The organism is Wolbachia endosymbiont of Muscidifurax uniraptor, assembly GCF_054149795.1.
This window is the reverse complement of record NZ_CP083727.1, coordinates 1,233,468-1,257,097: the sequence shown is the minus strand read 5'-3', so window position 1 is coordinate 1,257,097 and position 23,630 is coordinate 1,233,468. Positions and strand designations below refer to the sequence as shown.

The 23,630-nt window shown below is 35.6% G+C and carries 18 protein-coding genes, 1 tRNA gene and 2 pseudogenes; 6 read left to right on the top strand and 15 right to left on the bottom strand.

All coding sequences use genetic code 11. From position 1 onward, the window contains the following. The first annotated feature begins 11 nt into the window (after window positions 1-11). From rimM to LA754_RS06495, 3 genes are all read left to right on the top strand, one after another. Window positions 12-518 carry a ribosome maturation factor RimM gene (gene rimM, locus LA754_RS06505; protein ID WP_006279718.1) on the top strand — a complete coding sequence of 169 codons (507 nt, stop codon included), beginning with the start codon at window positions 12-14 and terminating at the stop codon, window positions 516-518. A gap of 62 nt (window positions 519-580) precedes the next feature. After that, window positions 581-1,147: an elongation factor P gene (efp, locus tag LA754_RS06500; RefSeq protein ID WP_006279719.1), complete on the top strand. Its 567-nt coding sequence runs from the start codon at window positions 581-583 to the stop codon at window positions 1,145-1,147. Window positions 1,148-1,155: 8 nt separating this feature from the next. Further along, window positions 1,156-1,851: an inositol monophosphatase family protein gene (locus LA754_RS06495; RefSeq protein ID WP_006279720.1), complete on the top strand. Its 696-nt coding sequence runs from the start codon at window positions 1,156-1,158 to the stop codon at window positions 1,849-1,851. A 118-nt stretch (window positions 1,852-1,969) separates the two neighbouring features. Here LA754_RS06495 and hemA read toward each other — a convergent pair whose 3' ends face one another. From hemA to ispH, 5 genes are all read right to left on the bottom strand, one after another. Then, window positions 1,970-3,178 (bottom strand): 5-aminolevulinate synthase, encoded by a 1,209-nt coding sequence (hemA, locus tag LA754_RS06490; protein ID WP_006279721.1) that lies wholly within the window; start codon window positions 3,176-3,178, stop codon window positions 1,970-1,972. 64 nt (window positions 3,179-3,242) lie between these two features. Then, entirely contained in the window at window positions 3,243-6,008 is a 2,766-nt protein-coding gene (locus tag LA754_RS06485) for a host RNA manipulator TomO (RefSeq protein ID WP_457923639.1), read from the bottom strand. A 38-nt stretch (window positions 6,009-6,046) separates the two neighbouring features. Next, a complete protein-coding gene (gene htpG, locus LA754_RS06480) occupies window positions 6,047-7,942 on the bottom strand; it encodes a molecular chaperone HtpG (RefSeq protein WP_077190606.1) in 1,896 nt (631 codons plus the stop codon). 598 nt (window positions 7,943-8,540) lie between these two features. Continuing rightward, window positions 8,541-8,795 (bottom strand): hypothetical protein, encoded by a 255-nt coding sequence (locus LA754_RS06475; RefSeq protein WP_218914978.1) that lies wholly within the window; start codon window positions 8,793-8,795, stop codon window positions 8,541-8,543. A gap of 639 nt (window positions 8,796-9,434) precedes the next feature. Continuing rightward, complete coding sequence (ispH, locus tag LA754_RS06470) at window positions 9,435-10,364, bottom strand: 4-hydroxy-3-methylbut-2-enyl diphosphate reductase (RefSeq protein ID WP_264329845.1); 930 nt, start codon at window positions 10,362-10,364, stop codon at window positions 9,435-9,437. A gap of 20 nt (window positions 10,365-10,384) precedes the next feature. Between ispH and LA754_RS06465 the strand changes: the two genes are divergently transcribed. Then, a complete protein-coding gene (locus LA754_RS06465) occupies window positions 10,385-12,229 on the top strand; it encodes a peptidoglycan D,D-transpeptidase FtsI family protein (protein WP_006279597.1) in 1,845 nt (614 codons plus the stop codon). Window positions 12,230-12,231: 2 nt separating this feature from the next. On the opposite strand, the gene LA754_RS06460 is transcribed toward LA754_RS06465, so the two are convergent. Together LA754_RS06460 and elbB are read right to left on the bottom strand one after the other, a co-directional pair. Continuing rightward, complete coding sequence (locus LA754_RS06460) at window positions 12,232-12,540, bottom strand: hypothetical protein (protein ID WP_049973601.1); 309 nt, start codon at window positions 12,538-12,540, stop codon at window positions 12,232-12,234. A gap of 175 nt (window positions 12,541-12,715) precedes the next feature. Beyond that, complete coding sequence (elbB, locus tag LA754_RS06455) at window positions 12,716-13,423, bottom strand: isoprenoid biosynthesis glyoxalase ElbB (protein ID WP_022626165.1); 708 nt, start codon at window positions 13,421-13,423, stop codon at window positions 12,716-12,718. Window positions 13,424-13,559: 136 nt separating this feature from the next. On the opposite strand from elbB, the gene LA754_RS06450 reads away from it, so the two are divergent. Beyond that, complete coding sequence (locus tag LA754_RS06450; RefSeq protein ID WP_077188444.1) at window positions 13,560-14,597, top strand: hypothetical protein; 1,038 nt, start codon at window positions 13,560-13,562, stop codon at window positions 14,595-14,597. Window positions 14,598-14,629: 32 nt separating this feature from the next. On the opposite strand, the gene LA754_RS06445 is transcribed toward LA754_RS06450, so the two are convergent. The 8 genes and pseudogenes from LA754_RS06445 to LA754_RS06410 all read right to left on the bottom strand — a co-directional run bounded on the left by LA754_RS06445 (window position 14,630) and on the right by LA754_RS06410 (window position 21,706). Further along, complete coding sequence (locus LA754_RS06445; RefSeq protein ID WP_077188443.1) at window positions 14,630-15,181, bottom strand: 5-formyltetrahydrofolate cyclo-ligase; 552 nt, start codon at window positions 15,179-15,181, stop codon at window positions 14,630-14,632. Next, on the bottom strand, window positions 15,165-15,785 hold the full coding sequence (locus tag LA754_RS06440; protein WP_006279429.1) for a ferredoxin reductase domain-containing protein: 621 nt from the start codon (window positions 15,783-15,785) through the stop codon (window positions 15,165-15,167). The genes LA754_RS06445 and LA754_RS06440 overlap by 17 nt, the downstream gene beginning before the upstream one ends. Before the next feature lie 97 nt (window positions 15,786-15,882). Beyond that, a complete protein-coding gene (locus tag LA754_RS06435; RefSeq protein WP_077190587.1) occupies window positions 15,883-17,028 on the bottom strand; it encodes a SurA N-terminal domain-containing protein in 1,146 nt (381 codons plus the stop codon). Between the two features lie 184 nt (window positions 17,029-17,212). After that, window positions 17,213-17,303, bottom strand: a tRNA-Ser gene (locus LA754_RS06430). Window positions 17,304-17,591: 288 nt separating this feature from the next. Then, window positions 17,592-18,540: pseudogene (locus tag LA754_RS06425) on the bottom strand (IS5 family transposase). Window positions 18,541-18,970: 430 nt separating this feature from the next. After that, on the bottom strand, window positions 18,971-19,945 hold the full coding sequence (ruvB, locus tag LA754_RS06420) for a Holliday junction branch migration DNA helicase RuvB (RefSeq protein WP_077188597.1): 975 nt from the start codon (window positions 19,943-19,945) through the stop codon (window positions 18,971-18,973). Next, window positions 19,942-20,514, bottom strand: coding sequence for a Holliday junction branch migration protein RuvA (ruvA, locus tag LA754_RS06415; protein WP_077188598.1), 573 nt, complete (start codon window positions 20,512-20,514; stop codon window positions 19,942-19,944). The genes ruvB and ruvA overlap by 4 nt, the downstream gene beginning before the upstream one ends. Window positions 20,515-21,376: 862 nt before the next feature. Continuing rightward, on the bottom strand, window positions 21,377-21,706 hold the full coding sequence (locus LA754_RS06410) for an SWIM zinc finger family protein (RefSeq protein ID WP_077188599.1): 330 nt from the start codon (window positions 21,704-21,706) through the stop codon (window positions 21,377-21,379). A 354-nt stretch (window positions 21,707-22,060) separates the two neighbouring features. Between LA754_RS06410 and LA754_RS06405 the strand changes: the two are divergent. Next, a pseudogene (locus LA754_RS06405) lies at window positions 22,061-22,883 on the top strand (IS5 family transposase). Window positions 22,884-23,630 lie beyond the last annotated feature (747 nt).

Below are 23,630 nucleotides of genomic sequence, written 5' to 3'. Positions count from 1 at the left end.
CTTGCATTAATATGAACGACAATCTGGTATGCTTAGGAATTATTACCTCTCCTCACGGAATTAAAGGAGCTGTTAAAGTAAAAACCTTTACTGAAAAGCCTGAAAATATCTCCTTATATGGTAAGCTAATAAGTGGTGATGAGAATTATAAAATAGACTCAGTATCCGTCATAGGTGATAATTTAGTAATAGCTACAATAAGCGGAGTAAATTCCCGTAATGAAGCAGAGCTTTTAAGGAATAAGAAGCTATATATAGAAAGAAGCAAGTTACCAGAGCTAAATGATGAGGATGAATTTTACCAAAGTGACCTTGTAGATATGGAAGTAAGGCTGAAAAGTAATGAATTATATGGCTATGTAAAATCTGTGTATAATTTCGGCTCAGGGGATATATTAGAAATTTTAGTTATCAGCACAAAAAAACGTATTATGCTGTCTTTCACTAAAGAGATATTTCCACATATAAATATAAAGGGGAGGTATATAGTATTAAATATACCAGAATTTATTGACTAATAAAGACTTTGATATTTATATAAAGCTATTTATAATTATAAGATCAAATTGAAAATGTAATTATGGCAGAAAGAGCTAACGATATCAGACCAGGTCAGGTGTTGGAACATAACGGCGGATTATTTTTGGTTGTAGGTATTATGCATACTCAACCTGGTAAAGGTGGTGCATACATACAAGCCGAAATGAAAAACATCAAAACCGGAGCAAAACACTATGAAAGATTTCGTTCTGATGCAACAATCAGAAGGGCAATTTTAGATGAAGAGGAATATGTTTACCTTTTCACTGAAGGAAACATTGTAAATCTTATGCATCCAAGTAATTACGAGCAAATCACTATAAATTTGGACTTATTGGGAGAAAAAAAAATTTATTTACAGGATAACATGAAAATTAAAGTTGTAGCTTATCAAGACAAAATAATTTCTGCGCATGTGCCTGATTATGTTACACTTGCTGTGAAAGAAACAGAGTCTGTTATTAAAGGACAAACTGCTACTGCTTCTTATAAGCCTGCAATTTTGGAAAACGGAATGCGCGTTAACGTGCCTCAATTTATAAAAGAAGAGGATAAAATTGTAGTATATACTCCAGGTGACAGCTATTATGAAAGAGTGAAAGAGTAAAAGGAAGAATGTCCCTCTCATCACCACGAATTAATGTGATGCTTGATTCTGTGCGTAATGCTTCCAAGCAGCTTATGCGCGATTTTAATGAATTGCAAATTTCTAATGTTAAATCAGCAGACTTTATTAATAAAACTTATTCAAAATCCAAGCAAACCATATACGATTGCTTGCACGACTACAAACGAGACTATGGTTTTATTTTTGAAGATGATACTGATCAAGAAGTAAAAGATAACACTTATACCTGGTTTATTATGCCTATAGAGGGCAGGGAGAACTTTTCTAGTTGCATGGTTTATTTTGCAGTATCAGTCTGTCTCATTCATAAAAATAAAGTTGTGGCAGCTGTAATTGATGCTCCGGCTCTTAGAGAAACTTTTTGGGCAGAAGAAAAGAAAGGTGCTTTTCTTGAGGATTTTAGATCTCGTCATGTAAAAATGCGAGTGAAAAGCCGTGAAGGGGGTCTAATAGATGTAAGTGGTAATTTGTTAAATAAATTGCTGCCTGGCAATAGTAATGTACGCTCCATAGGTTCAACAATTTTAGGCTTTGCATACCTTGCGGCAGGAAGGCACAGTGGAATAATTTACTCTGGAGTTAACAAATATAAAGCCTTGCTCGGTAGACTTTTTCTGCAAGAAAGCGGTGGAAGGCTAACGGAAGACAACGGGCTAATCATTGCTGGAGATATAAAACTATAGCTAAAGTAATTTATGTTCACCTACAATTTGATAAGCGTAAAACTCGTCATTCCGCTACTTGTTAGCGGAATCCATGCTGAGATATCGCAAATAAATCGCGGTATGACGTAGGGCTGTACTAGCTATAGCATAAGCAGGCTACAGAGATAGACAACTTTTCGAAAACTTTTACAAGAGATTCTGTTAAATGCTCTATCATTTCATCGGTATGATAAGGTGTAGGGGTAATACGGAAACGCTCAGTTCCTCTTGGAACTGTCGGGTAATTTATATGTTGAACATATATTCCATACTCATCAAATAATAATTTTGATGCTTTTTTGGATAACTCTGAGTTGCCAATTATTATTGGAATTATATGAGTTTCTGTTGGAATGAAGTTAATTCCTGCATTTCTCAGTGAGTTTTTTACTTTTTCAACGACTTGCTTTTGCTTTTCCCTTTCAATGTTGCTCGATTTTAGGTGCTCAACGCTTGCCTTTGCTGCCGCTGCTAAAACAGGCGACATAGCAGTGGTAAAAATAAATCCTGGAGCGGAACTTCTTATTACATCTACCAAGCTCTTTGAAGACGCTATATACCCACCCATCACTCCAAAAGCCTTTGATAGTGTACCTTGAATAACGGTTATTCTATCCATCAGACCTTCTCTTTCTGCAATTCCGCCACCATGTGAACCATACATGCCAACTGCGTGCACCTCATCCAAATAGGTAATTGCATTATGTTGATCTGCCAGGTCGCATATTTCTTTAAGCGGAGCTACATCACCATCCATTGAATATACGGATTCAAGTGCTATTATTTTTGGTGTCTTTTTGTCTATAGACTTGAGTAACTGCTCTAGATGATTAACATCATTGTGTTTAAATATATGTTTTGGCCTTTTTCCTGATTTTATGCCTTCTATCATCGAAGAATGGTTCTTCTCGTCTGAAAAAATTACTACGCCCGGAATAACAGATGATAAAGTGCTAAGTGTTGTCTGGTTAGCGAGGTAGCCACAAGCAAAAGTTAAAGCAGCCTCTTTTTTATGCAAACAAGCTAAGGATTTTTCAAGTTCAACAACCTCTTTTGTTGTACCAGATATATTTCTTGTTCCTCCAGCACCAACAGATGAATTTTGGATAGCGGCAATTACACTCTCATTTTGTGACATTCCCAAATAGTTATTACTGCACCAGACTATTACTTCCCTATTTCTTTCATAGTCCATAATGTGGGGGAGCCTACCTGGTAATGACGCAAAGTGCGTAAATTCACGGTAGCGCCCCTCATCTTTTATATCTTTTATTTTATTCAAGAATATTTCTTCGTAGTTTACCAAGTCCTTATTTACCGATAATTAACATAATTATAATAAATTATTAAATGGTAAACTACTATATTTATTATACATGTACGGCAGTAGGTACTTTCCCCGTGTTGAAAGATTTTTCAACCTCGTTGTTTTCAACTTGGCTTTTAGGTGTACAGCAGTATATAACTGCAGCAGCAACCAGACAACAAGCTCCAACTGCTATTCCTGCAGCTAGCATTTCCAAATAAACTGCAATAGCTACTCCTGAAACAACTCCAGCTACTGCTAACGTCCATGTAGCTATGGTAGGCCACTTACTCTTTTGCGTATTTTGTGTTGCAGTAATAGAGGTTGATTGATTGTTTATAGCACTAGTTTTTTCTACTGCTGCAGGCTTTTCCTTACTGTTAATAACACCTCCAATTGCAGACACATTGTCAGCATTCGAAGAAACTTCACTTACCCCCAACTTCTTTTCACAACCCGTAATTTCTGGAGTTGTGGTAAGTGTACTATTGCTTCCGGTATTATTAGAACTTGTAGATTGGTCTCCTGAATTTGGCAAATCGTTGTTCAGTGAAATATTAACATTACCTTGTTTTGTATTATGGTTTTTAATTTCTTTTTTAATTTCTTCTACTTTACCCTTAAAGGGACCTTCTTTATTTTTTACATATTGTAGTACAAGAGTAGGAGAGTTACTTTTTAGAATATTTTCGAGTTCTTCTCTTGAGTTAGTACTGGTTTTGCTTATAAGTCCATCAATCTTTTTCTTAACAGGACTGGCAAGTTGCTTAACACCTTTTTTTCCGCTGCCTTTTTTGATTTCACCCTCCTCAAAATTATTAATTAAAGGCTCCTGCGTTGAAACCCCTGTGTTATTTAAGATAGCATTTTCTTCCTCCCCTGCAAGAACATTTTTTTCTGTCTGTTGACTGCCAGCGCTTTTGGATTTTGGGTTTCTTTGACTGCTTGGTTGATTGTTATTCTCTTCATTTACTACAGCCGTATCGCCTTTTATAACAGGTGATACTGCATTATCACTGCTGCTTCTTTTATTAACTTGTGTATTCGCTTGTGTCTGTATATTTGCTTTACTGGAAGTATTGATTAATTTACTACTTTCTAACAAATTTCTAATTAGATATAGATGACTCAAAGTATCTCTATTTTTTTGATACTCATTACGAGTCATACTTGGAGAAAGTTCCATACTTATTTTTTCAAGCTGTTCTGCAATTACTGGTAAAGCTTTCTCAAATTCTTCCTTGCATATTGCCTGAAGAGCTGCGAATTTTAGGTCAACATGCTGACATAAGGGTACAACAACTCCACAACTAGCTTCTTTTATTGCATTTCTCAGTATATTTTGTATGGTTTGCCTGACTACTTGCTGTTTATTATTGAGTATGCTTTGATAAATTTGAACATGAGCTAGAACACTGACTATAATGTCTTGACTTTCAGTATTAGACAATGCAATCAGAATTGATTCATATATTTCATCAAACTCGTTGTTTTTAGATTTATGATCAAGATAATTAATAACATCATTGCTGCATTTAGCACATTTTTCACACAAGTGCTCGATAAATGCAATATTACCAGCATCCAATGCAGTTTTCAGAATTAAATCATAAATTTCTTTTCTGCCACGAGCTCCTATGTTTTTCAGGATTTGTTGCCCTAGTATTGTAATAACTTTATCATCTGCAAATGCTTGTTCATATACATCGTAAATGGCACGATCTGCACTATTAGTGTATCGTTTGCACAGGTATTCAATGACAGATGTGTGTTCCTGGCTTATCGCAGTTTCTAACAAGGTAGCAAAGCTCTTTTTTAATAACTCTTCTGTTGAGGCTTTTTTAGTTAGCTCATTAGTATATCTTTCAAATGCATCTAGCACTATCGTGATGAATTCTTCATTTTTGATCAGAGACGCTGTTTCAAGCACACCATACAAAGGATCAGGTTTACTTGTTTTTAACACCTGTCCAAAATCTCTTAAAACGTATTCGACAAAAACTGCATTTAATAATTCTTGCTCTTTTCTTAATGCTATAACTGAGAAAAAGCCAATCTTATTGGATTGGCCAAGTTGTATGGATTGATCTTTTAATTTATCATAAATCCCATCAGTATCATGGAATCTTCCTATAAAAGCTTTAACGTATTCTTGACCACCAACAAGTACAGGTAAAAGACTTAAATTTCCTTCAGCAAAAAGAAAATCCTGATATTGCTCTACTAGCTTGTCATTAGCTGCAATTGCCAATAGTACCAATTCTTTTACTGAATAATCATACTTGAAACCCTCTTGATCAAATTTATATTGTGATAGTACATTTGAATATATATGTTGATGGTTGCTTCCGTTTTGTAACTCCAAATTAAGTTGATTTGAACAGAAATCTTTGAGATTTTCATTATCCAGCGTAATAGACCTGCCTTCATAATCTTCAATATTTTGTACAACCTTGTCTAATTCTTCACAATTATCTTCTTGTATAGCTTGATTTAAGATATTTATAATCTCAGCAAAAGTTAAGTTTTTAGGAATGATACCATATGAATCTTCATCTTTTAACTCTACAGTAAACGACCTATCACAACCATCAGGAAAGTTTGCAAGTATTGCATTCTCTAAACTTAGATCTTCAGGGGGTGTGCTACATGGAGTAGCTGGTATCTCTTGACTTTCGCTATCTAAAACTTCAAACTCTTCTTCAATACCTGAATCTTCAGAATCTGGTTTTTCAAAACCATGCCAACTTTTGATTAATCTTTCAGAATTTGATTGGCCCTGTGAAGTTGTATCTTGTGATACAAAGTCTCTAAAATTGGAACCAAACATGTTTTACCCCCTAACTAGCAGCTAAGCTAAGTATAGCATTAAACAGAAATCTTGCCAAGCAAATTATTCAGTCTCTTAGCAAAGCTGCTCGCGTCATCCATCTCTTCGCCTTCCACGATGCAAGCTTGGTAAAACAATAAGTGAACCATGTCCTCCAATGTTGGGTTTTCACCACTTTCAGCATAAGATTTCATTATACTCTTTATTACAGGATGCTTAGTGTTAATTTCAAGCACCTTTGGCGTGCGGTAATTTAGCTGCTTTTGTTCACGCAAAAAACGCTCCATGCGAAGATCCATAGCACCTTCATCAACCGCTAGGCATACGGGACTATCAGTCAATTTTTTGGAAATTTTTACGCTTTTTACTGAATCTCCAAGCACTGTGGTAAAATATTGCAATATAGTTTCCTCAGTTTTTTCTTCATCCGATTTGTTTTCTTCATTTTTCTTATCTTCTTCTGAAGAGAATTTTTCCAAATCAACATCAGCGCGAGTCACAGACTTAAACTTTTGATCTTTATATTCATGAATTACACTAGTCCAGAAATCATCCACTGGATCAACGAACAGAAGAACCTCCAGCCCTTTACTGACGAACCCCTCAAGTTGCGGACTGTTTTTCACTGAATCGAGGCTATTTCCGGTGAGATAATAGATATGTTCCTGCTCAGGCTTCATTCTGCTTATATAGTCATCAATGCTGACTAATTTCTCATCACCAGTACTATGAAATCTGCAAATTGAGAGTAGTGCTTCTCTCTCATCAGTTGGCATAGCTTCACAAAGACCTTCCTTTAAAACTGCACCAAAATTGGTCCAGAATTTTGTATATTCCTCTAAATTCTCTTTTGCTTTTCTACCGAGCTCTGATATCACGCGCTTAGTGAGGGATTTTCTGATCTGCTCAACAACACGATTATTCTGCAACGTTTCTCTGCTGATATTAAGAGGCAAGTCCGGTGAATCAACAATACCTTTCAAGAAACGTAAATACTGCGGTATGATCTGTATGTTATCTTCAGTGATAAATACTTTATTTACATATAACTTCACAGAGCAACGTCTATCTGGATGGAATAAATCAAAAGGTTTAATAGAGGGAACATAAAGCAAATTTGTATATTCTATTGCACCTTCATTTTTATTATGCAATATCATCCAAGGCTTCCCGCCAACGTGGGCAACACTGCGGAAAAAATCGTTGTGCTCCTCTTGAGTAACGTCATTTTTTGGCTTAGTCCAAATTGCAGCCTTACTGTTTAACTTTTCACTTTTTCCTTCTTCATCTATGAATTCAACAGGAAAATTTATATGATCAGAGTAAGTAGTGACAATGTTTTCAACACGAAATTTATCTAAAAACTCACTCTCTTCAGGATGCATAATGAGCGTAATTTTGGTTCCGCGAGGGACTTGATTATCTGATTTACTTATTGAATATTCTCCATCTCCCTTGGATTTCCAGACCCAAGACTCCTCCTCTCCAGCTTTTCTTGATTCTACTATTACTTCTGATGCAACCATAAAGCTTGAGTAAAAACCAACACCAAACTTCCCAATCAGCTCCACAGTTTGGCTTGAATCCTTGCTATTCTTAATCGCATCCAAAAACTTTTGCGTACCAGAGCTTGCAATTGTACCAAGATTGTCTATTAAATCCTGTCTATTCATTCCAATGCCATTATCAGTGATATATAGCTCGTTCTTATCTTTATTGGAGCTGATAGTGATTTTTAATTCGTTACTCAAATCTAGCAAATTAGGGTTTAGTTGAGATTCATAGCGCAACTTATCACATGCATCTGATGCATTTGATATTAATTCACGCAGAAAAATGTCTTTATTGGTGTAAAGTGAATGAATCACTATATTCAGTACTTTCCCTACCTCAGCGTCAAATTTTAAATTTTCAGTTTCTTGTACATTATGCATTTTGAGCTCCATTATTTGCCTACTACCCTAACAATTTAAGTATTGAATCACGATCTTTCAAGGTCACGTACACCAAAATTAATGTGGGTGTAGTTATTATGACACCCAATTTATGGGATCTCTTGCATAACAAACTTTTGGCAGCGCATTGGATGAAACGAAAAACTTACTTGACACCCTTCGCCAGCCCCCTTATCATGAAACTGAAGCTATTTATTTATCTTCGCAATCTCTGCAGTGGATTAATGACAAAAAAACTTAATGTATTTGGCGTAAATCATGCTTAATTTTTTGCACTATGTGCACCTCATGTCTTTATCAAATTTCTAGCTACACAAGCTGAAATACGCTATTTAAAACATCAAAAAACGCCAACTTAAAAAATGGATAGTGAATAATTAGCTACCCTAGGGTTTCTTTGCCTTTTTTTCTGTTTAGTAAATTTCTTAACGTTTATAATTTAGATTAGTTGCGGCTTAAAAGCGGCTGAATTTCGCTTGTCAAGCGTTTAAAACATAAAAAACGCCAATATTTTAAAGCGGATAATAACCCCAGGGCTTTTTTTGCCTTTTTTTTCGCTTGGTAAATTTTTTAATACTTAGATTAGTTGCAATTTAAGAGACCAGAAATGGTCAGTGCTTGGCACTGGAATAACGTCCTCCTTTGTTATCCCAGTGCCCAGACACTGGGATCCAGGAAACTTAATTGCAAGTAATGCATTAGATTTGGTGAGTATGGGTTTTATGTTATAGAATGAAACACTTTTGGTGAATTTGTAAAGAAAACTGGATCCCAGTGTTTGGGCACTGGGATGACACCATTCTTTTTCCTGGATTCCAGACTGGAATGACACCATTTGTTGTGTTTAACAAAGTTCGTACTTAGCTTCATATTAGCCGTAAATATTTAAGAAATTTACTAAACGAAAAAAAAGGCAAAAGAAGCCCTGGGGTTATTATCCGCTTTAAAATATTGGCGTTTTTTATGTTTTAAACGCTTGACAAGCGAAATTCAGCTGCTTTTAATTGCAACTAACTTACGCTGCAAATGTTTAAGAAATTTACTAAGCAGAAAAAAAGACAAAGAATCCCCGAGTTAGCTAGTCTTTTACTATCTCTGTCGAGTATTGGCATTTTTTGATGTCTTGTAACGCTTTATAAGCGCGTTCAGCTTATTTAGATAAAAATCTAGATGTAGATGAAGTTTTGTAAAGACATACAGTATCTATATACTGCAAAAAATTGAACATAAGACGCCGATACATTAAGTAATCCTTACCTTTTAATCTGCAGATTGGCGAAAGCAAATACAATAGCTTCACTATCATGATAAGTGGGCTGGCGAAGTTTGTCAAGTAAGTTTTTTCGTTTCTATTTCCAATAAAAGTTCGTTATATGGTTATGCAAGAAGTCTAATGAATCGCGGCATGACGTCTTAGCTATAGATGCTGGTCTGTGTGATTTCAAGAGAAGCTTAGTAGATAAGTTGTGTTTTAAACCAGATTCGGTATTTTAAACTGAACATTTTCAATAATACCACCTGGCATAACTGAAATTTTTACACTCAGGTTTACTTTTAGGTAGTCCATTAATTCATCAACCAATATGTCAGGAGCGGAAGCACCTGCAGTGATTCCTATCTTTTCTACGCCCTGGAACCAGCTTTTATTTACACATCTGTAATTATCAATCAAGTAGGCTCTTTTTCCTCTAGCAGTGCACAGATCTAATAAGCGGTTTGAATTTGAGCTATTTTTACTTCCTACAACTAATACCATGTCTACAATTTCAGCTAGCTTTTTAACAGCATTTTGTCTGTTTTGCGTTGCATAGCATATGTCCTTTAAATCTGGACCTGTTATGCCTGGAAACCTTAATTTCAAGGCAGCAATAATGTCACGGGTATCGTCGATGCTTAACGTAGTTTGTGTAACATAAGACAAATTATCTGGATCTTTAACCTTTAAATCATATACATCCTGCAAAGTTTGCACTAAAGTGATAGGATTGTTTACTCTTCCCCTAATTCCCTTAACTTCTGGATGGTTTTCATGCCCAATGAGAATTAATTCTTTACCACTGTTTTCATACCTTTTTGCTTCTTTATGCACTTTGTTGACTAAAGGACATGTTGCATCAATCACTTGAATACCCTTTCTTTTTGCCTCATCTTCTATATTTTTTGATACTCCGTGCGCGCTGAAGATCAGTATTCCTTCATTATCTTCAATTTCCTCGATACTGCTTACAAAAACCACTCCTTGTTTCTTAAAGTCCTCTACTATATATTTATTGTGAACAATTTCGTGTAGCACATAAACTTGGCGCTCGTTTTTGTATTTTTCTAAAGTAATAGCTAATATGTCCACAGCTCTTTTTACCCCGGCACAAAAACCTCGTGGTTCAGCTAAGATGATTTCCATTTTTGTCAAATCAAGTAAATATGCAAGCATTACTTAAAAATAAGCTCCGCTCACTGTGTTTTATAGTACCATTATTTATATTTTATATAATAATTATTTTTCGCATATTCTCTTTAACATTTGATCAACTTACTACTTCAGAAAATTTTAGAAAAGATAATATAGTACATAAACAACCTGATATTTTAGATAGAAATGGAGTGGTAATAGCAACAAATGTGCCCACAACATCACTATATATAGATGCAACCAAAGTAAAGAATCCGGAAAGTATAGCAGCACAACTGTGTTCTACTTTGCATGACCTCGAATACAAGAACTTATATAGAGTACTTACTTCAGAAAAGAAATTTGCTTGGATAAAGCGGCACTTGACTCCAAAAGAATTACTAGCGATCAAAAACGCTGGTGTACCAGGAGTAAATTTTTATGACGACATAAAGCGTATATATCCTCACAGTAATTTATTTTCACACGTGCTTGGTTATACTGACATAGATGGCAACGGTATTGCAGGAGTTGAGGCATATATAAGTAAAAACAAACAACATTCTGTTATCCAAGTACCTGATATACAGTTGTATGAATGTTGCAACTTGAAAGCAATTCCTGCACAACAATTCCCCACACAACAGATGGTGTCATCCCAGTGCGTGACACTGGGATCCAGATATAAAAATACTGACAAATTACGTGATGAACAACGGATTCCAGAAACATATGTCAAAAACAATGTTTGTGATGAAATTGCGCATAAAACTGGATTCCAGTGTCAGTGCACTGGAATGACACCAGACCAAGCTTCTGCACAATCTTCTGTCATCCGACAGGGATGGTCACGCTCTGCTGATCAATATGTTCAACTATCCTTAGATACACGAGTGCAAAGCATAGTGCATGAAGAGCTAACTAAAGCTGTAAGCAGATATCAGGCACTTGGCGGAGTAGGAATTGTTTTAAATGTGAGAAATAGTGAAGTCATCTCGATGGTCAGCCTACCTGATTTTAATCCCAACTTACAGAATAAGGCAGAAGACGTACAAAAGTTTAATCGCGCCAGTCTTGGGGTATATGAGATGGGGTCGGTATTAAAATACTTTACAATAGCCGCAGCGCTTGATGCGAACGCTACAAAAACTAGCGATTTATATGACGTATCAACACCAATCACCATTGGAAAGTATAAAATTCAGGATTTTCATAAATCTAAAATTCCAAAAATTACTGTGCAAGATATATTTGTAAAATCATCCAACATTGGTGCAGCAAAAATTGCAGTCAAACTAGGTATTGAAAAACAGGTAGAATACTTTAAAGCTATGAAGCTATTTTCTCCTTTGAAAATAGAAATACCAGAAAAATCCACACCGATAATCCCGGATAAATGGAGTGAAAACACTTTAATAACAGCATCTTATGGTTATGGCATAGCTGTAACTCCTATACATCTTGCACAAACTGCAGCAGCATTAATCAACAATGGGATATTTCATAACGCAACCTTGATGTTGAATAAAAGAAGTATAGGAGAGCAAATTATCTCAAGAAAAACTTCCAGGGAAATGAGAAAATTATTACGTGCAGCAGTAACAGATGGCACTGGCAGAAAAGCAAAAATAAAGGCATATTCAATAGGAGGAAAAACTGGATCGGCGGAAAAAGTTGTAGATGGTAAATATAGCAAAGATGCAAACATAGCATCATTTATAGGAGTGCTAACTATGCTTGACCCAAGGTACATAGTGCTAATTGCTATTGATGAGCCTCAAGGGATGCACCATACCGGGGGAGTAATTGCTGCGCCTATAGTAAGAAACATTATAAATAGAGTAGCACCTATACTAAATGTTACACCTGAGATGTAAAATTATGATTGCTTTACTATAATTTCAAATTTATCATTACCAAAATCCTTATTAATATACCAAGAACCATCATCTTTAGTTACAAATTCAAGACCTTTAAGGTCTTTTTTTATTGTCTTTCCATCTTGACCATCAATAGCGATATTAATATCGAATGTAATAATGTCTAGATTTATCATAGCTTCTTTCCCGCTGCACGAATTTAGACTGAACTTGCCTAACATGACATCATTAAAACTCACTTCCCCTGTATAGACATCACACTGACCGTCCACACAACACGTAGTTTCAATATAGAAAAGATCTGACATACAAAATACCTTAAAAAAAAGAACTAAACATATATGGCCACTACACCACACCGCTAACAAGTAGTAAAGCGTCGATAAACCTAAGTTACTTTAGCTACGTAGCCATAATACAGCTAGAAATGTAAAATTCAACAGTTAATTGTGTGATTAATAGAGAAGTCTTATTTAGTACACCTTATAGGAATGGCTGTTTAGTTTTTTTGTTAATCTTTTTTACCATGCTGTCAATCATATGCTTTATCCCTTGATATACAGAGTATGTACTTTCGTCGCTACGCATATAAGCAGAACAGGAAAATACATTATGTTCTTCGTCTTCTATTGATAACTCTGTATCGCATTTTATGTGCTCGCCGCCAAGCCTTTCTATCAACTGTTCTCTGTCATCTCCTATAGTTACCTTAACCTTACTTTCTTCTTTACCTATCTTGCTACTTAAAATTGAAACAATGATGGCTGGAGATATGCATATCGCTCCTATTGGCTTTTTTGTAACAAAAAATTCTGAAACTAATCTTTCAAATTCAGGCATTACTGTCACCATGTCTTTACTTTCAGCTAAGTCAGATAAATTTTTCGCAACCCCGTATCCACCAGGTACAACTAGCATGTCAAAATTTTCAGCTTTGGCTTCTTTTAAGTCATATATTTCGCCTCTTGCGATTCTTGCTGCTTCCACAAGTACATTCCTTTTTTCTTTTGTTGCCTCTTTTGTTCTATGATTCATAACTTGTGTGATATTGATATCAGGTGCAAAGCATTTAACATCCACTTCCTGCTGATCAAGCACAAGCAAACTTAAAACCGCTTCTCTTACCTCTGCACCGTCAAGGTGACCACACCCTGATAAGACCACAGCAGCTTTTAATTTTTTTTCACCCATAAAGTACCTTGATTTCATATAATCTAGATATTTTAATACAAATTCTATATTTGGAAAGGGGTATGTTATATCAATTATAATATAATTAATGATTAGTATGTATAATTAGGCATATTTATAATCAACGAAGCTGAATATGGAATCTAGCAATAGTATGTTTTTTGACACTGACTATCCAGAACTAAGAAAAGCTATTTCAGATATAATAGAAAGTATTGCACAATCCTCACAAGAGGGGAAAAAAGAGTTATTTACAACCCTATCAGAACAAGTTAAAGGGATGAACCTCAAAGATTTAGGTTTAGCAATTAATGACCAAGGCTTGCAAAAGGAAGTAAATAAAGAATTATTTATAAAACTCATTGAAGAAGCACTTAAAGGGTTAACTTCTGAAAACGTTGACTCAAAAATAATAGAAGAGGCGTTAAAATCTGTTAATCAGCAAGCAATAAGTAATGTTATAAATAATAATAAAGGTCCGCTGGACAATCTAGTCAATTATTTTAAATCAGCATCTGCAAATGAAAAAATAGGAATAGCTTCTGCTGGAATGGTATTAGGAGCAGCATTTTCTCCGCTTATTGTGCTTGCTACATTAATAGCGCTTGTAGCTATTGGAGCACGTTATGTAGGAATAGGTATAGGAAAGGCAGGGGAAAAAATAAAAGAAGGTGCGATTGAAACAGGAAAAGCAGTAAAAAGTTCATATAAGGATTTAATAGATAAATTACCTACGATTCAAGACAGAGAGAATAACTTTAGTAGATTAAGAACAAACGTGCTTGAAACTATTGCAAACATTAGTCTTAAAGATAACGAAGGCGTTGACGCTAAAAAAGGTTTTGATGATGGGAAAAAAATATTAGAAATGCTTCAAAATGAAAGGCAGCGATCTGCTATACAAGAGTTAGTAAAGAATGGAACCATTCAAAATTTTTCAGAAGATGATATGAGCAGACTTCTGGAAAAGGGCCTCAGTACTCATGTAGCAGATATGAAAGCACTTAATGATCTTATAAATAAATTTCAACCTGCAATTATGGCTATTGGTAACGGTAAAATAGAAGATGTAGAACAAAAAGTTAATGAGAAAGCTCAGGAAATGGAGCCAGATTCTCAATTAGGTGATTCAAGTACTGAACGAGTGAGTGAAGAAGAAAATAAAACCCTCTGATGGCTTGGGGAGGGAATGGGAAAGATAGGGATCTACTCCTTTCTATCCACTTTCTTGAGCAATCCACTTCCACATCTAACACACATCTCAGTGATTATAATATCCAATTTTTGATCATGTTTTTCTACAGGTAAATCTTTACAATATTGTTTCTCATAGGCTACACCTATAAATATTTTTCCAAGTGGCCGCAGTTTTTCTATCATTGTATCATACCAACCACCGCCAAAACCTAATCTATTAAAATGATCATCAAAAGCAATAACAGGAGTAATGATTGTGTCGGGAATTACATCTTCATTTGTTTCGTTCCATTCCTCAAATTTTAGTAACTTATTTTTATTAGGAATTGCTACTTTATAATCTAAATCGAGTAAACTATGCATCAAAGGCACAACATCTATTTCCTCATCCATTGGAATGTAAGCTGCTATTGTTTTGCCTTTAACGTAGCTTAAGTTCTGATTAAAGAGATTAATAAGGGAATTTGCCGCATAACTGGAATAACTTTCATCAATATCTTTTCTTATAGCTCTATATTGCTCTCTTATTTCCTTTTTGTGCTGTTTAATATCTTTGAACATGATCTATCCATTTTGCAGTAAGTTTTTCTTGTAAACTATTTTGCTTCAAGCGCTCACTTAAAAAGTCAAAGTCAACACACCCCATATCCTGGTCTTGATTACTGCAACTATAAACAAAACTCCTTTCTCCTGTTTTCGCATTTATATGTTGCTGCACACACTGAGCGCAGATTTCTTTCATCATACACTGCATAGGAGAATTAACTGATGATATCGCTATGTGGCCTGATTTCAGATATGGCTTTAAAATTGTTTTTCTAGCTTCATTCACAGCTTTCATCATTTTGTCAGAACCAATAGTGATAATTTTATCTATAACGTTCAAATTAATACCTAATCTTCCTTGTTGATAAGAGACTATTGCATCAACTATATTACCATGAAAGGATTTATCTTGATCTCTGCTTGTTTCTATCAATCCTTCTTCACATGCCCAAACTACTGCATTTGATGCACGCTCTATCAGTGCTCGTTTAAATACATCACTTAACTTCTTATAGCCAGCAAAGTACAAAACCTTGTTATTATTTTCAAGACATGCCTTCCCTATCGAAAATAACACTGCATTTCCAACTCCACCACCAATTAGCATTATATTCTTCATGTGCTATTTTAACTGCATTTGTTCAAATTTTTTGAAATTTTATAGAACAAAGTAATTTATATAGTTCTATACACAAAGACAAGGACACTCTCTGACTTCAACTATACCGATAACTGATAGCTGCATTTTTACGCATATCATCTAATAACAAGTTGCTTTGTATCATAATCTTTTGTTGGTACATTTTCTGTTTGATTGCTTCTATACCCGCTACATTACTCTTGATATCACACAACATCATCAACTTTGCAGTGCCATTTTCTCTCAATTCTACTATTTCATTCACACTTGTTTTACTAAATAAAATCTGTAAATCAGGATTTAAATCTCGCATTTTTATTTCAAATTCCTTTGCGTTTGGCAACTTAAAATTATCTGCCAATTTATCAAAATTTAAACAATTAACTTTTTGCTCCTTGAGATTATCTAATAAACTTTCTGAACCTTCAACCACAATCTGTTTTAATTTTAAAGTGCTTTCCAGCAGTGCATGATTAAGTTGTACTTTATCTATTACTTTTATAACAGAGTAACCTTCACTAAAACTGAATGGACCTGCTATGTCGCTGGTTTCTAATCCTTCTAAAACGCTCTTGAGTTTTCCTTTTAGCTGACTTAAATTAACTGTTGCTTTACGCATCTTTATTGGAGATTCTGGGTTATTACTGTTGCGTAATTTTTTTACTAAATCTTCAGCTATACCATAAACGTCCTTGTCTTTTTGATCAGGAATTATAAACTCTTGGAACGTGATAAGATAATCCGGCTTTTCTGTTTGCCTTTTTACATCATCTACTTCTTTATCGCTTATATTAATAAATGGCACAATTCTTACTTCAATAATTTTGCTCCACAGTAACTGACATTTTATTTGTTTTCTTAAAATACCAAGATCTATATTATGCTTCTCTATGTATTGATCAACTTCATTAGCCTTAAGTTTAAAACTTTGGGTTAAAAATAACATAATAGCATTATCTAACTCCTCGTTGCTCAATTTTATATTCAGCCTCTGTGCTTCATTGATAATGATAATTTCGTCTATTAGCTCCCTAAGCACTTGAGGCTTTGCTTCTTTTTGATTAACACTTTGAGTGCCAAACAATGAATTTATAAAGTTGATGCGTTTTTCGATATCTAAATTTGAAATTGGTTCACCATTTACATCTGCAACAATTTCAATCTCGGTTGCAAGCAACCTAAGTGGCAACACTATCAACAGTAAGATTAGTATTTTATACATACAAGTAAAGTTGTTTAGTTAATAACCAATTCTATAATAAATACTGAGTCAATGCTAGCCAACTTTTTAATAGTGACCTCAGTGACAATGGAAATAAAAACCATTGCAACAAAATCAGGTACGCTGGTAAATAGGCTAAAAACATGCTAATATAGCGAATTTAGACCGTGCTCAAAACAGTATACGGAAGGAGAGGGATTCGAACCCTCGATACGACTTTTGGGTCGTATAACGGTTTAGCAAACCGCCGCCTTCAGCCGCTCGGCCACCCTTCCAAATTTAGAACCTAAAGATTATATAATACCAAGACCTCTACCGCCTGTCTAATGCTTTTAATTGCAATATTTGTATCTGTTCAGATGCATGGCTAATGCTGAAACAAAAATTCCAGTGCTCCCTTTCTTGTCATCCCAGTGCCCAGACACTGGGATCCAGGATTTTGATTAGCACTAAGTTGGTGAGCATATAAGTGTTATGTTAAAATATAACGTTTTTACGGAAAGTCTGGATCCCAGTGGGCTTTGTTGCATCGCTCTTCGGATAGTAGGTAACGTACAATAAATTCATGAAGCTATCTCAAACTTAGCCATGCCTATTTCAGTAAATTTGTTAAGCAAATAACACTTGAGTAGCAGTTCCTTCTCACGATTAATTTCAGATTTGCTCCTAAAACTAAACCCAAATATTCGCTTCAACCTTGAGAAAAATCCTTCAATATACGATCTTTTTCCGTAATTTACTTCTTCTTTCCATCTTTTTATACCATTCTCACCATGTAATTTCATTAACTGAATAGCGGCATTTCTATCAAGCATATAATCCAATTTTGGATGCTCTGCTGCGTTGTTTTTCGGAGGAATTTTCGTTTTTATACCATATTGATTACACAGCTTATAGAGCTTTTCTCTGTCATATGCCCTATCTGCATATAGTACTTTTATGACATACTGAAAATCGACTTCTTTTAGCAAATCACAAGCTCCATAGTGATCAGAGTAGACACCGTTACTGTATTTTACAGCTATGGCTTTTTTGCTGTTTGTATTCAACATTACATGCAATTTTCTTGTCTGTTCATAGCTGCGATACTTTCTATCTTCGCTATTTTCTTTGCTATGACCAGGAGTGTTGTTGTATATACTAATTCCTGTACTGTCTATAGCAATTTCGATATCTTCCATATTATTTTCTGCAATCATTGATCTTAATATTGAGTTTCTTAAACCTTCTTGATGATTGTGAATAGCTGATAACTTGCAAATTTTTCCCAATTTGCTCAAGGTATCCTGCTATAAACCCAACTGTTTGCCTCAGGCCTATTCTAAATAAACAAGTTATTATGTGCACCAAAATTACAACTTTATCGCTATAAATATTGTTGCCACCTGGTATTTTTGGACCATTCTCGTACCACTTTTCTATGGCTTCGTTGGTATAATGAAAAATATTTCCTCTTTTTTCTAGAAATTTGTTATATTCGCTATGGTTACTGACCCTCATTTTTTGTGGCATATTTTTTCTTTCAAGGTTAAATGGCTATTTTATAATGAATTTTGTCAGTAGCCACCAGATTTTTCAGTTGCTATGCAACAAAGCCATCCCAGTGTCAAGCACTGGGATGACAAGAGGGGAGCTACTTGAATGACAAGAAAATGGTACTGGCATAATAAGAAAGAAACACTGAGATGGTGAAAGAAAGAATATACGCGAGCAGCACCCATAGGGTAGCGCGTGACGCTGGAATCCAGTTTTTTCCTATTACCACAAACCGTAGCTTCATTAGTTAGAATAGCATAACTAGCGAGTACGAAACGGAGAAGTTTTAATTTGAACTACAGTTTCAGTGCTATTTAACATATATGCCTTCATACGCAAAAATGCCAGTATATGATATCATGCCAATCAATATATAATTGAATTATGGTAGAAAAGCTCTCTAATATTAAAGGCTCAAATACTCCTTTGCTTGGTCAGTTAAAACGCGTCCTCTTGGTGTGCGCTTTACAAAACTAATTTTGATTAAATAAGGTTCTACTGTTTCTTCAATATTGCCAACATCCTCAGATAGTGCAATAGATATAGTGTCAATTCCAACAGGTCCTGAGGTGTTGAATAAAAATCTTAGATAATTCATATCAAGTTTATTGAGTCCCATTTTATCTACACCCAATTTTAGTAATACAGAATCAGCGACTTCATAAGTGATTTTTTTATCATCTTTCACTTCAACAAAATCCCTTATTCTTCTGAGTAACCTCAAAGCAATTCTTGGAGTGCCGCGCGCACGGCAGGCAATTTCCCGTGCTGCATCCTCTTCAATTTCAGCAGAAAGAACTCTTGCGCCTCTTTTTATAATATTAACCAGCTCCTCAAAGGAATAAAACTCAAGATGCAAAGGAATGCCAAAACGATCTCTGAGTGGCGCAGAAAGTAATCCAAGCCGTGTTGTTGCTCCAATTAGCGTAAATGGTGGTAGATCTATCCTTAAAGTGCGAGTAGATGGGCCTTCACCTACTAATATGTCCAGGCAGAAATCTTCCATAGCAGTATATAAAACTTCTTCAATGCTGCGATTTAATCTATGGATTTCGTCGATAAATAGGACATCTTTTGCATTTAAAGTGGTAAGCACTGCGGCCAAATCTCCAGCTTTACTAAGTAAAGGACCAGAAGTTGCGCGAAAGCTAACTCTTAATTCTTTAGAAACAATTTGTGCTAAAGTTGTTTTGCCAAGCCCTGGAGGACCGTACAATAAGACGTGATCTAAAGCTTCAGTTCTCGTCTGTGCAGCGTTTATAAACACTTTTAAATTTTGTATTAAGTCTTTTTGTCCGACAAAATCATCAAGTTGTTCAGGTCTGATGTTGATATTGCGCGCATCTTCAGTATATTCTTTACCGCACGATATTGATTTCATAATGTTGAGAGCTCCTTAAGCGCCATGCGAATAATATCCTTAGTGTCCAGATTTGGCCTGTATTTTTTTATCGTATCATAAGCTTTCATTTTTTCATACCCAAGATTGATCAATGCTGAAAGGGCATCTTCATTGATTGGATGAAAATTATTGTTATTTATTTCTAGTTTACTCACTTTGCCACTCAATTCAGTGATGATTCGATTTATGAGTTTCAGGCCAAGTCCACTCATCTTGAGTGTTACTTTATCCTCATTCATAATTGCCAAAAATAGCTGTTCTGGAGTTAATTTGCCCAAAATTGACATTGCAGTTTTATAGCTAACGCCGCTTACTTTGACAAGCAACCTCAAGCACTGCTGTTCTTCTTCGCTTATAAAACCATATAGCTGAGCGACATTTTCTCTGTTATTTGCATAGGTTTCGATAAGTAATTTAACTCTACTTCCGATGGAACATGCATTTAAAGTTTTGGCAGAAAGGTGCACTATATAGCCAACATCATTCACGTTCAGGATTATGTGATCACTGCGCACTTCATCAACTATTCCGCTTAGATTTCCTATCATTTTTAGCACTGTATAGGGTTCAGTTTAGATACTCCTGGATCTTAGGTCAAGCAAACGAACATTATAACAGGGAAACGTGGCTAAAAAACCACTTGACAAACTCCGCCAGCCCCCTTATCATAAACACTGAAGCTATTTATTTATCTTCTCTGTACAGATTAAATGACAAAAAAACTCACGTATCTGGCGTCTCATGTTTAATTTTTTGCACTATGTGCACCTTATGTCTTATAAAATTTCTACCTACATAAGCTGAAACGCGCTTATAAAGCGTTTAAAACATAAAAAAACGCCAACTTAAAAAATGGATAGTGAATAACTAGCTACCCTAGGGTTTCTTTTGCCTTTTTTTCTGTTTAGTAAATTTCTTAACGTTTATAATTTAGATTAGTTGCGGTTTAAAAGTAGCTGAATCGCGGTTATTAAGTGTTTAGAATAAAAAAACGCCATACTTGAAAGTATAATGTAAGTAATTAGCCAATCATGGGGCTTTTTTTGCCTTTTTTTTCGTTTGGTAAATTTCTTAATGTTTATAGCTAAACGACAACCGTCATCCCGCTGCTTGTTAGCGGGATCTATGCTAAGAGATACCGCGGATGAATCGCGCGGTATGACGGTTCGTGGTGGCATCTCGTCATCCCGCTACGTGTTAGCGGCTAAGAGATACCGCGGCGGTATGACGTCTTAGCCATAGATTACCTGATCTCACCATCTTTCCGGTTGTTTTATACATAATTCTCGGATTTTGAAAGTTCACTTTGAATAAATTGCTCATATTCTTTATCCTCTGGTTCTTCAAAAATCTCAGGATAATGTTTACTGGAACGAGTAATTATTGAAATTAGCTCTTGCTTTGTTTTTCTTAGTAAAACCTTTCAAAGAGAGTCTGTTCATCTGGGCGCGTAGACGATCGATACTCCTTTCTATCAAGTGCAACCAAAGCAAAACCTGTTGCAGCCATATGCTTACATGGATCATAATACACAAATGCAGGACAGGAACATGTTCCACTCAAAAGAGGACCATCGTGCTTTAGTGTTACTCGATATACATTTGATCCAACTACCTTTGATTTAGCTTGAGATTCATTAACAGATATAATCTGTACCTTTCTTTTGTCAAAATAATCCCTTCCTCTGGAGCGGTAGGGTTCTTTGATAAGACCTGTGATATCTTTATAATACAGTCTCATTTTTACCTCCTTTAAAACCCTCAATTTTCTAATATATCCTTTCTTCCATAAAAATTTATTAACTCACCACGACTTTTATATGGCCCTGCGGACAATTTTATAGTGCTATAGCTAACTCAAGAAAGGTTTCCCTACGTCACACCGCGATTCATTCCATAACTGTATGAACATTCATTTTTGAAGGTAAATTGCACAGCAAATGGTGTCATGAAAGTAGCTGACACTGGAATCCAGCCTTGCCGTAATCTCATCAAGAACGTTGTGTTTTAACATAAAACGGCTACTTTTATACTTAGAGTTTGTCCACAAACCAAGGAATACGTAGTATATAAAGAAAGAATATTGAGGTAAGAGATGAGGAAAAAATATCCAACAGATTTAAGTAAAAGGGAATGGGCAAGAATAGAAAAACACTTCAGAGTATCGTACAAGAAAGGAGGAAGGCCACCAAAATACAGTAAGTGTGAGATAGTAAATGCAATTCTTTATATACTGCGCACAGGATGTCAATGGCGCTATTTACCACACGATTTTCCGCCGTGGAAGGCTGTGCATGAACAGTTTAGAAGATGGAAAAAGCAGAGAATTTTTGAGAAAATGAACTATGATATCACTAAATATAGTAGGTCAAAAATGGGAAGCCGAGCGCATGCATAGTGGACAGTCAATCGGTAAAAACCACGGAAAAAGGGGGGGCAAAGGTTATGATGGTGCGAAAAAGGTAAAGGGGAGAAAAAGACATATAATCACAGATACTCAAGGATTTGTGCTTGGTTGCTATGTAGGAGCTGCAAGCGAAAATGACAGAGATGGGGTGAAGATGGCATTGGACAATATGAAGGAAAAATACAGCAATATTAAGAAAATGTGGGCTGATATGGGATACCAAGGAAAAGATTTAAAGGATTACGTAAAGAGAGAATATGGGATAGATATTGAAATTGTCAAAAGGCCTCCATGTAGGTTTTGGGTGCATAAAGATACACCACTAGAACTATTGCCACAACGGGATCCTGGATTTTCAGTACAGCCGAGAAGGTGGGTGGTAGAGAGGACTTTTGCTTGGATCAATAGAAATAGAAGGCTATCAAAGGAGTACGATTTACTTACAACATCTACTGAAAGTTTCATATATCTGGCTATGAGTAAAGTTATGTTAAGTAGGGAATATGCTTGATTTACTGGTTTGTGGACAACCTCTTACATAACCATATAACATTGGGAATAGAAACAAAAAACTTGCTTGACACCCTTCGCCAACCCCCTTATAATGAAACTGAAGCTATTGTATTTGCTTTCGCCAATCTGCAGATTAAAAGGTAAGGATTACTTAATGTATCGGCGTCTTATGTTCAATTTTTTGCAGTATATAGATACTGTATGTCTTTACAAAACTTCATCTACATCTAGATTTTTATCTAAATAAGCTGAACGCGCTTATAAAGCGTTACAAGACATCAAAAAATGCCAATACTTGACAGAGATAGTAAAAGACTAGCTAACTCGGGGATTCTTTGTCTTTTTTTCTGCTTAGTAAACTTCTTAAACATTTGCAGCGTAAGCTAGTTGCAATTAAAAGCAGCTTAATCTTGCTTGTCAAGCGTTTAAAACATAAAAAACGCCAATATTTTAAAGCGGATAATAACCCCAGGGCTTCTTTTGCCTTTTTTTTTATTTGGTAAATTTCTTAACGTTTGTAGCTAAACGACAACCGTCATCCCGCTACGTGTTAGCGGCTAAGAGATACCGCGGCGGCATGACCTCGTCATTCCCCTACGTGTTAGCGGTATCTCTAGATCCCGTGACGGTATGACGGTTCGCGCGGTGGCATGACCTCGTCATCCCGCTACTTGTTAGCGGGATCTAGAGATACCGCGAATGAATCGCGGTATGACATAGGGAACCCTTTCTTGGGTTAGCTATA

Bases quoted from the DNA above. Each gene is read 5' to 3' on its own strand.
- LA754_RS06450 (WP_077188444.1), top strand. From the start codon at position 13,560: ATGGAATCTAGCAATAGTATGTTTTTTGACACTGACTATCCAGAACTA.
- rimM (WP_006279718.1), top strand. From the start codon at position 12: ATGAACGACAATCTGGTATGCTTAGGAATTATTACCTCTCCTCACGGA.
- efp (WP_006279719.1), top strand. From the start codon at position 581: ATGGCAGAAAGAGCTAACGATATCAGACCAGGTCAGGTGTTGGAACAT.
- LA754_RS06435 (WP_077190587.1), bottom strand. From the start codon at position 17,028: ATGTATAAAATACTAATCTTACTGTTGATAGTGTTGCCACTTAGGTTG.
- elbB (WP_022626165.1), bottom strand. From the start codon at position 13,423: ATGGGTGAAAAAAAATTAAAAGCTGCTGTGGTCTTATCAGGGTGTGGT.
- LA754_RS06410 (WP_077188599.1), bottom strand. From the start codon at position 21,706: ATGAGACTGTATTATAAAGATATCACAGGTCTTATCAAAGAACCCTAC.
- LA754_RS06495 (WP_006279720.1), top strand. From the start codon at position 1,156: ATGTCCCTCTCATCACCACGAATTAATGTGATGCTTGATTCTGTGCGT.
- ruvB (WP_077188597.1), bottom strand. From the start codon at position 19,945: ATGAAATCAATATCGTGCGGTAAAGAATATACTGAAGATGCGCGCAAT.
- LA754_RS06460 (WP_049973601.1), bottom strand. From the start codon at position 12,540: ATGTCAGATCTTTTCTATATTGAAACTACGTGTTGTGTGGACGGTCAG.
- LA754_RS06485 (WP_457923639.1), bottom strand. From the start codon at position 6,008: ATGTTTGGTTCCAATTTTAGAGACTTTGTATCACAAGATACAACTTCA.
- LA754_RS06440 (WP_006279429.1), bottom strand. From the start codon at position 15,785: ATGAAGAATATAATGCTAATTGGTGGTGGAGTTGGAAATGCAGTGTTA.
- ruvA (WP_077188598.1), bottom strand. From the start codon at position 20,514: ATGATAGGAAATCTAAGCGGAATAGTTGATGAAGTGCGCAGTGATCAC.
- htpG (WP_077190606.1), bottom strand. From the start codon at position 7,942: ATGCATAATGTACAAGAAACTGAAAATTTAAAATTTGACGCTGAGGTA.
- ispH (WP_264329845.1), bottom strand. From the start codon at position 10,364: ATGGAAATCATCTTAGCTGAACCACGAGGTTTTTGTGCCGGGGTAAAA.
- LA754_RS06445 (WP_077188443.1), bottom strand. From the start codon at position 15,181: ATGTTCAAAGATATTAAACAGCACAAAAAGGAAATAAGAGAGCAATAT.
- LA754_RS06465 (WP_006279597.1), top strand. From the start codon at position 10,385: ATGCAAGCATTACTTAAAAATAAGCTCCGCTCACTGTGTTTTATAGTA.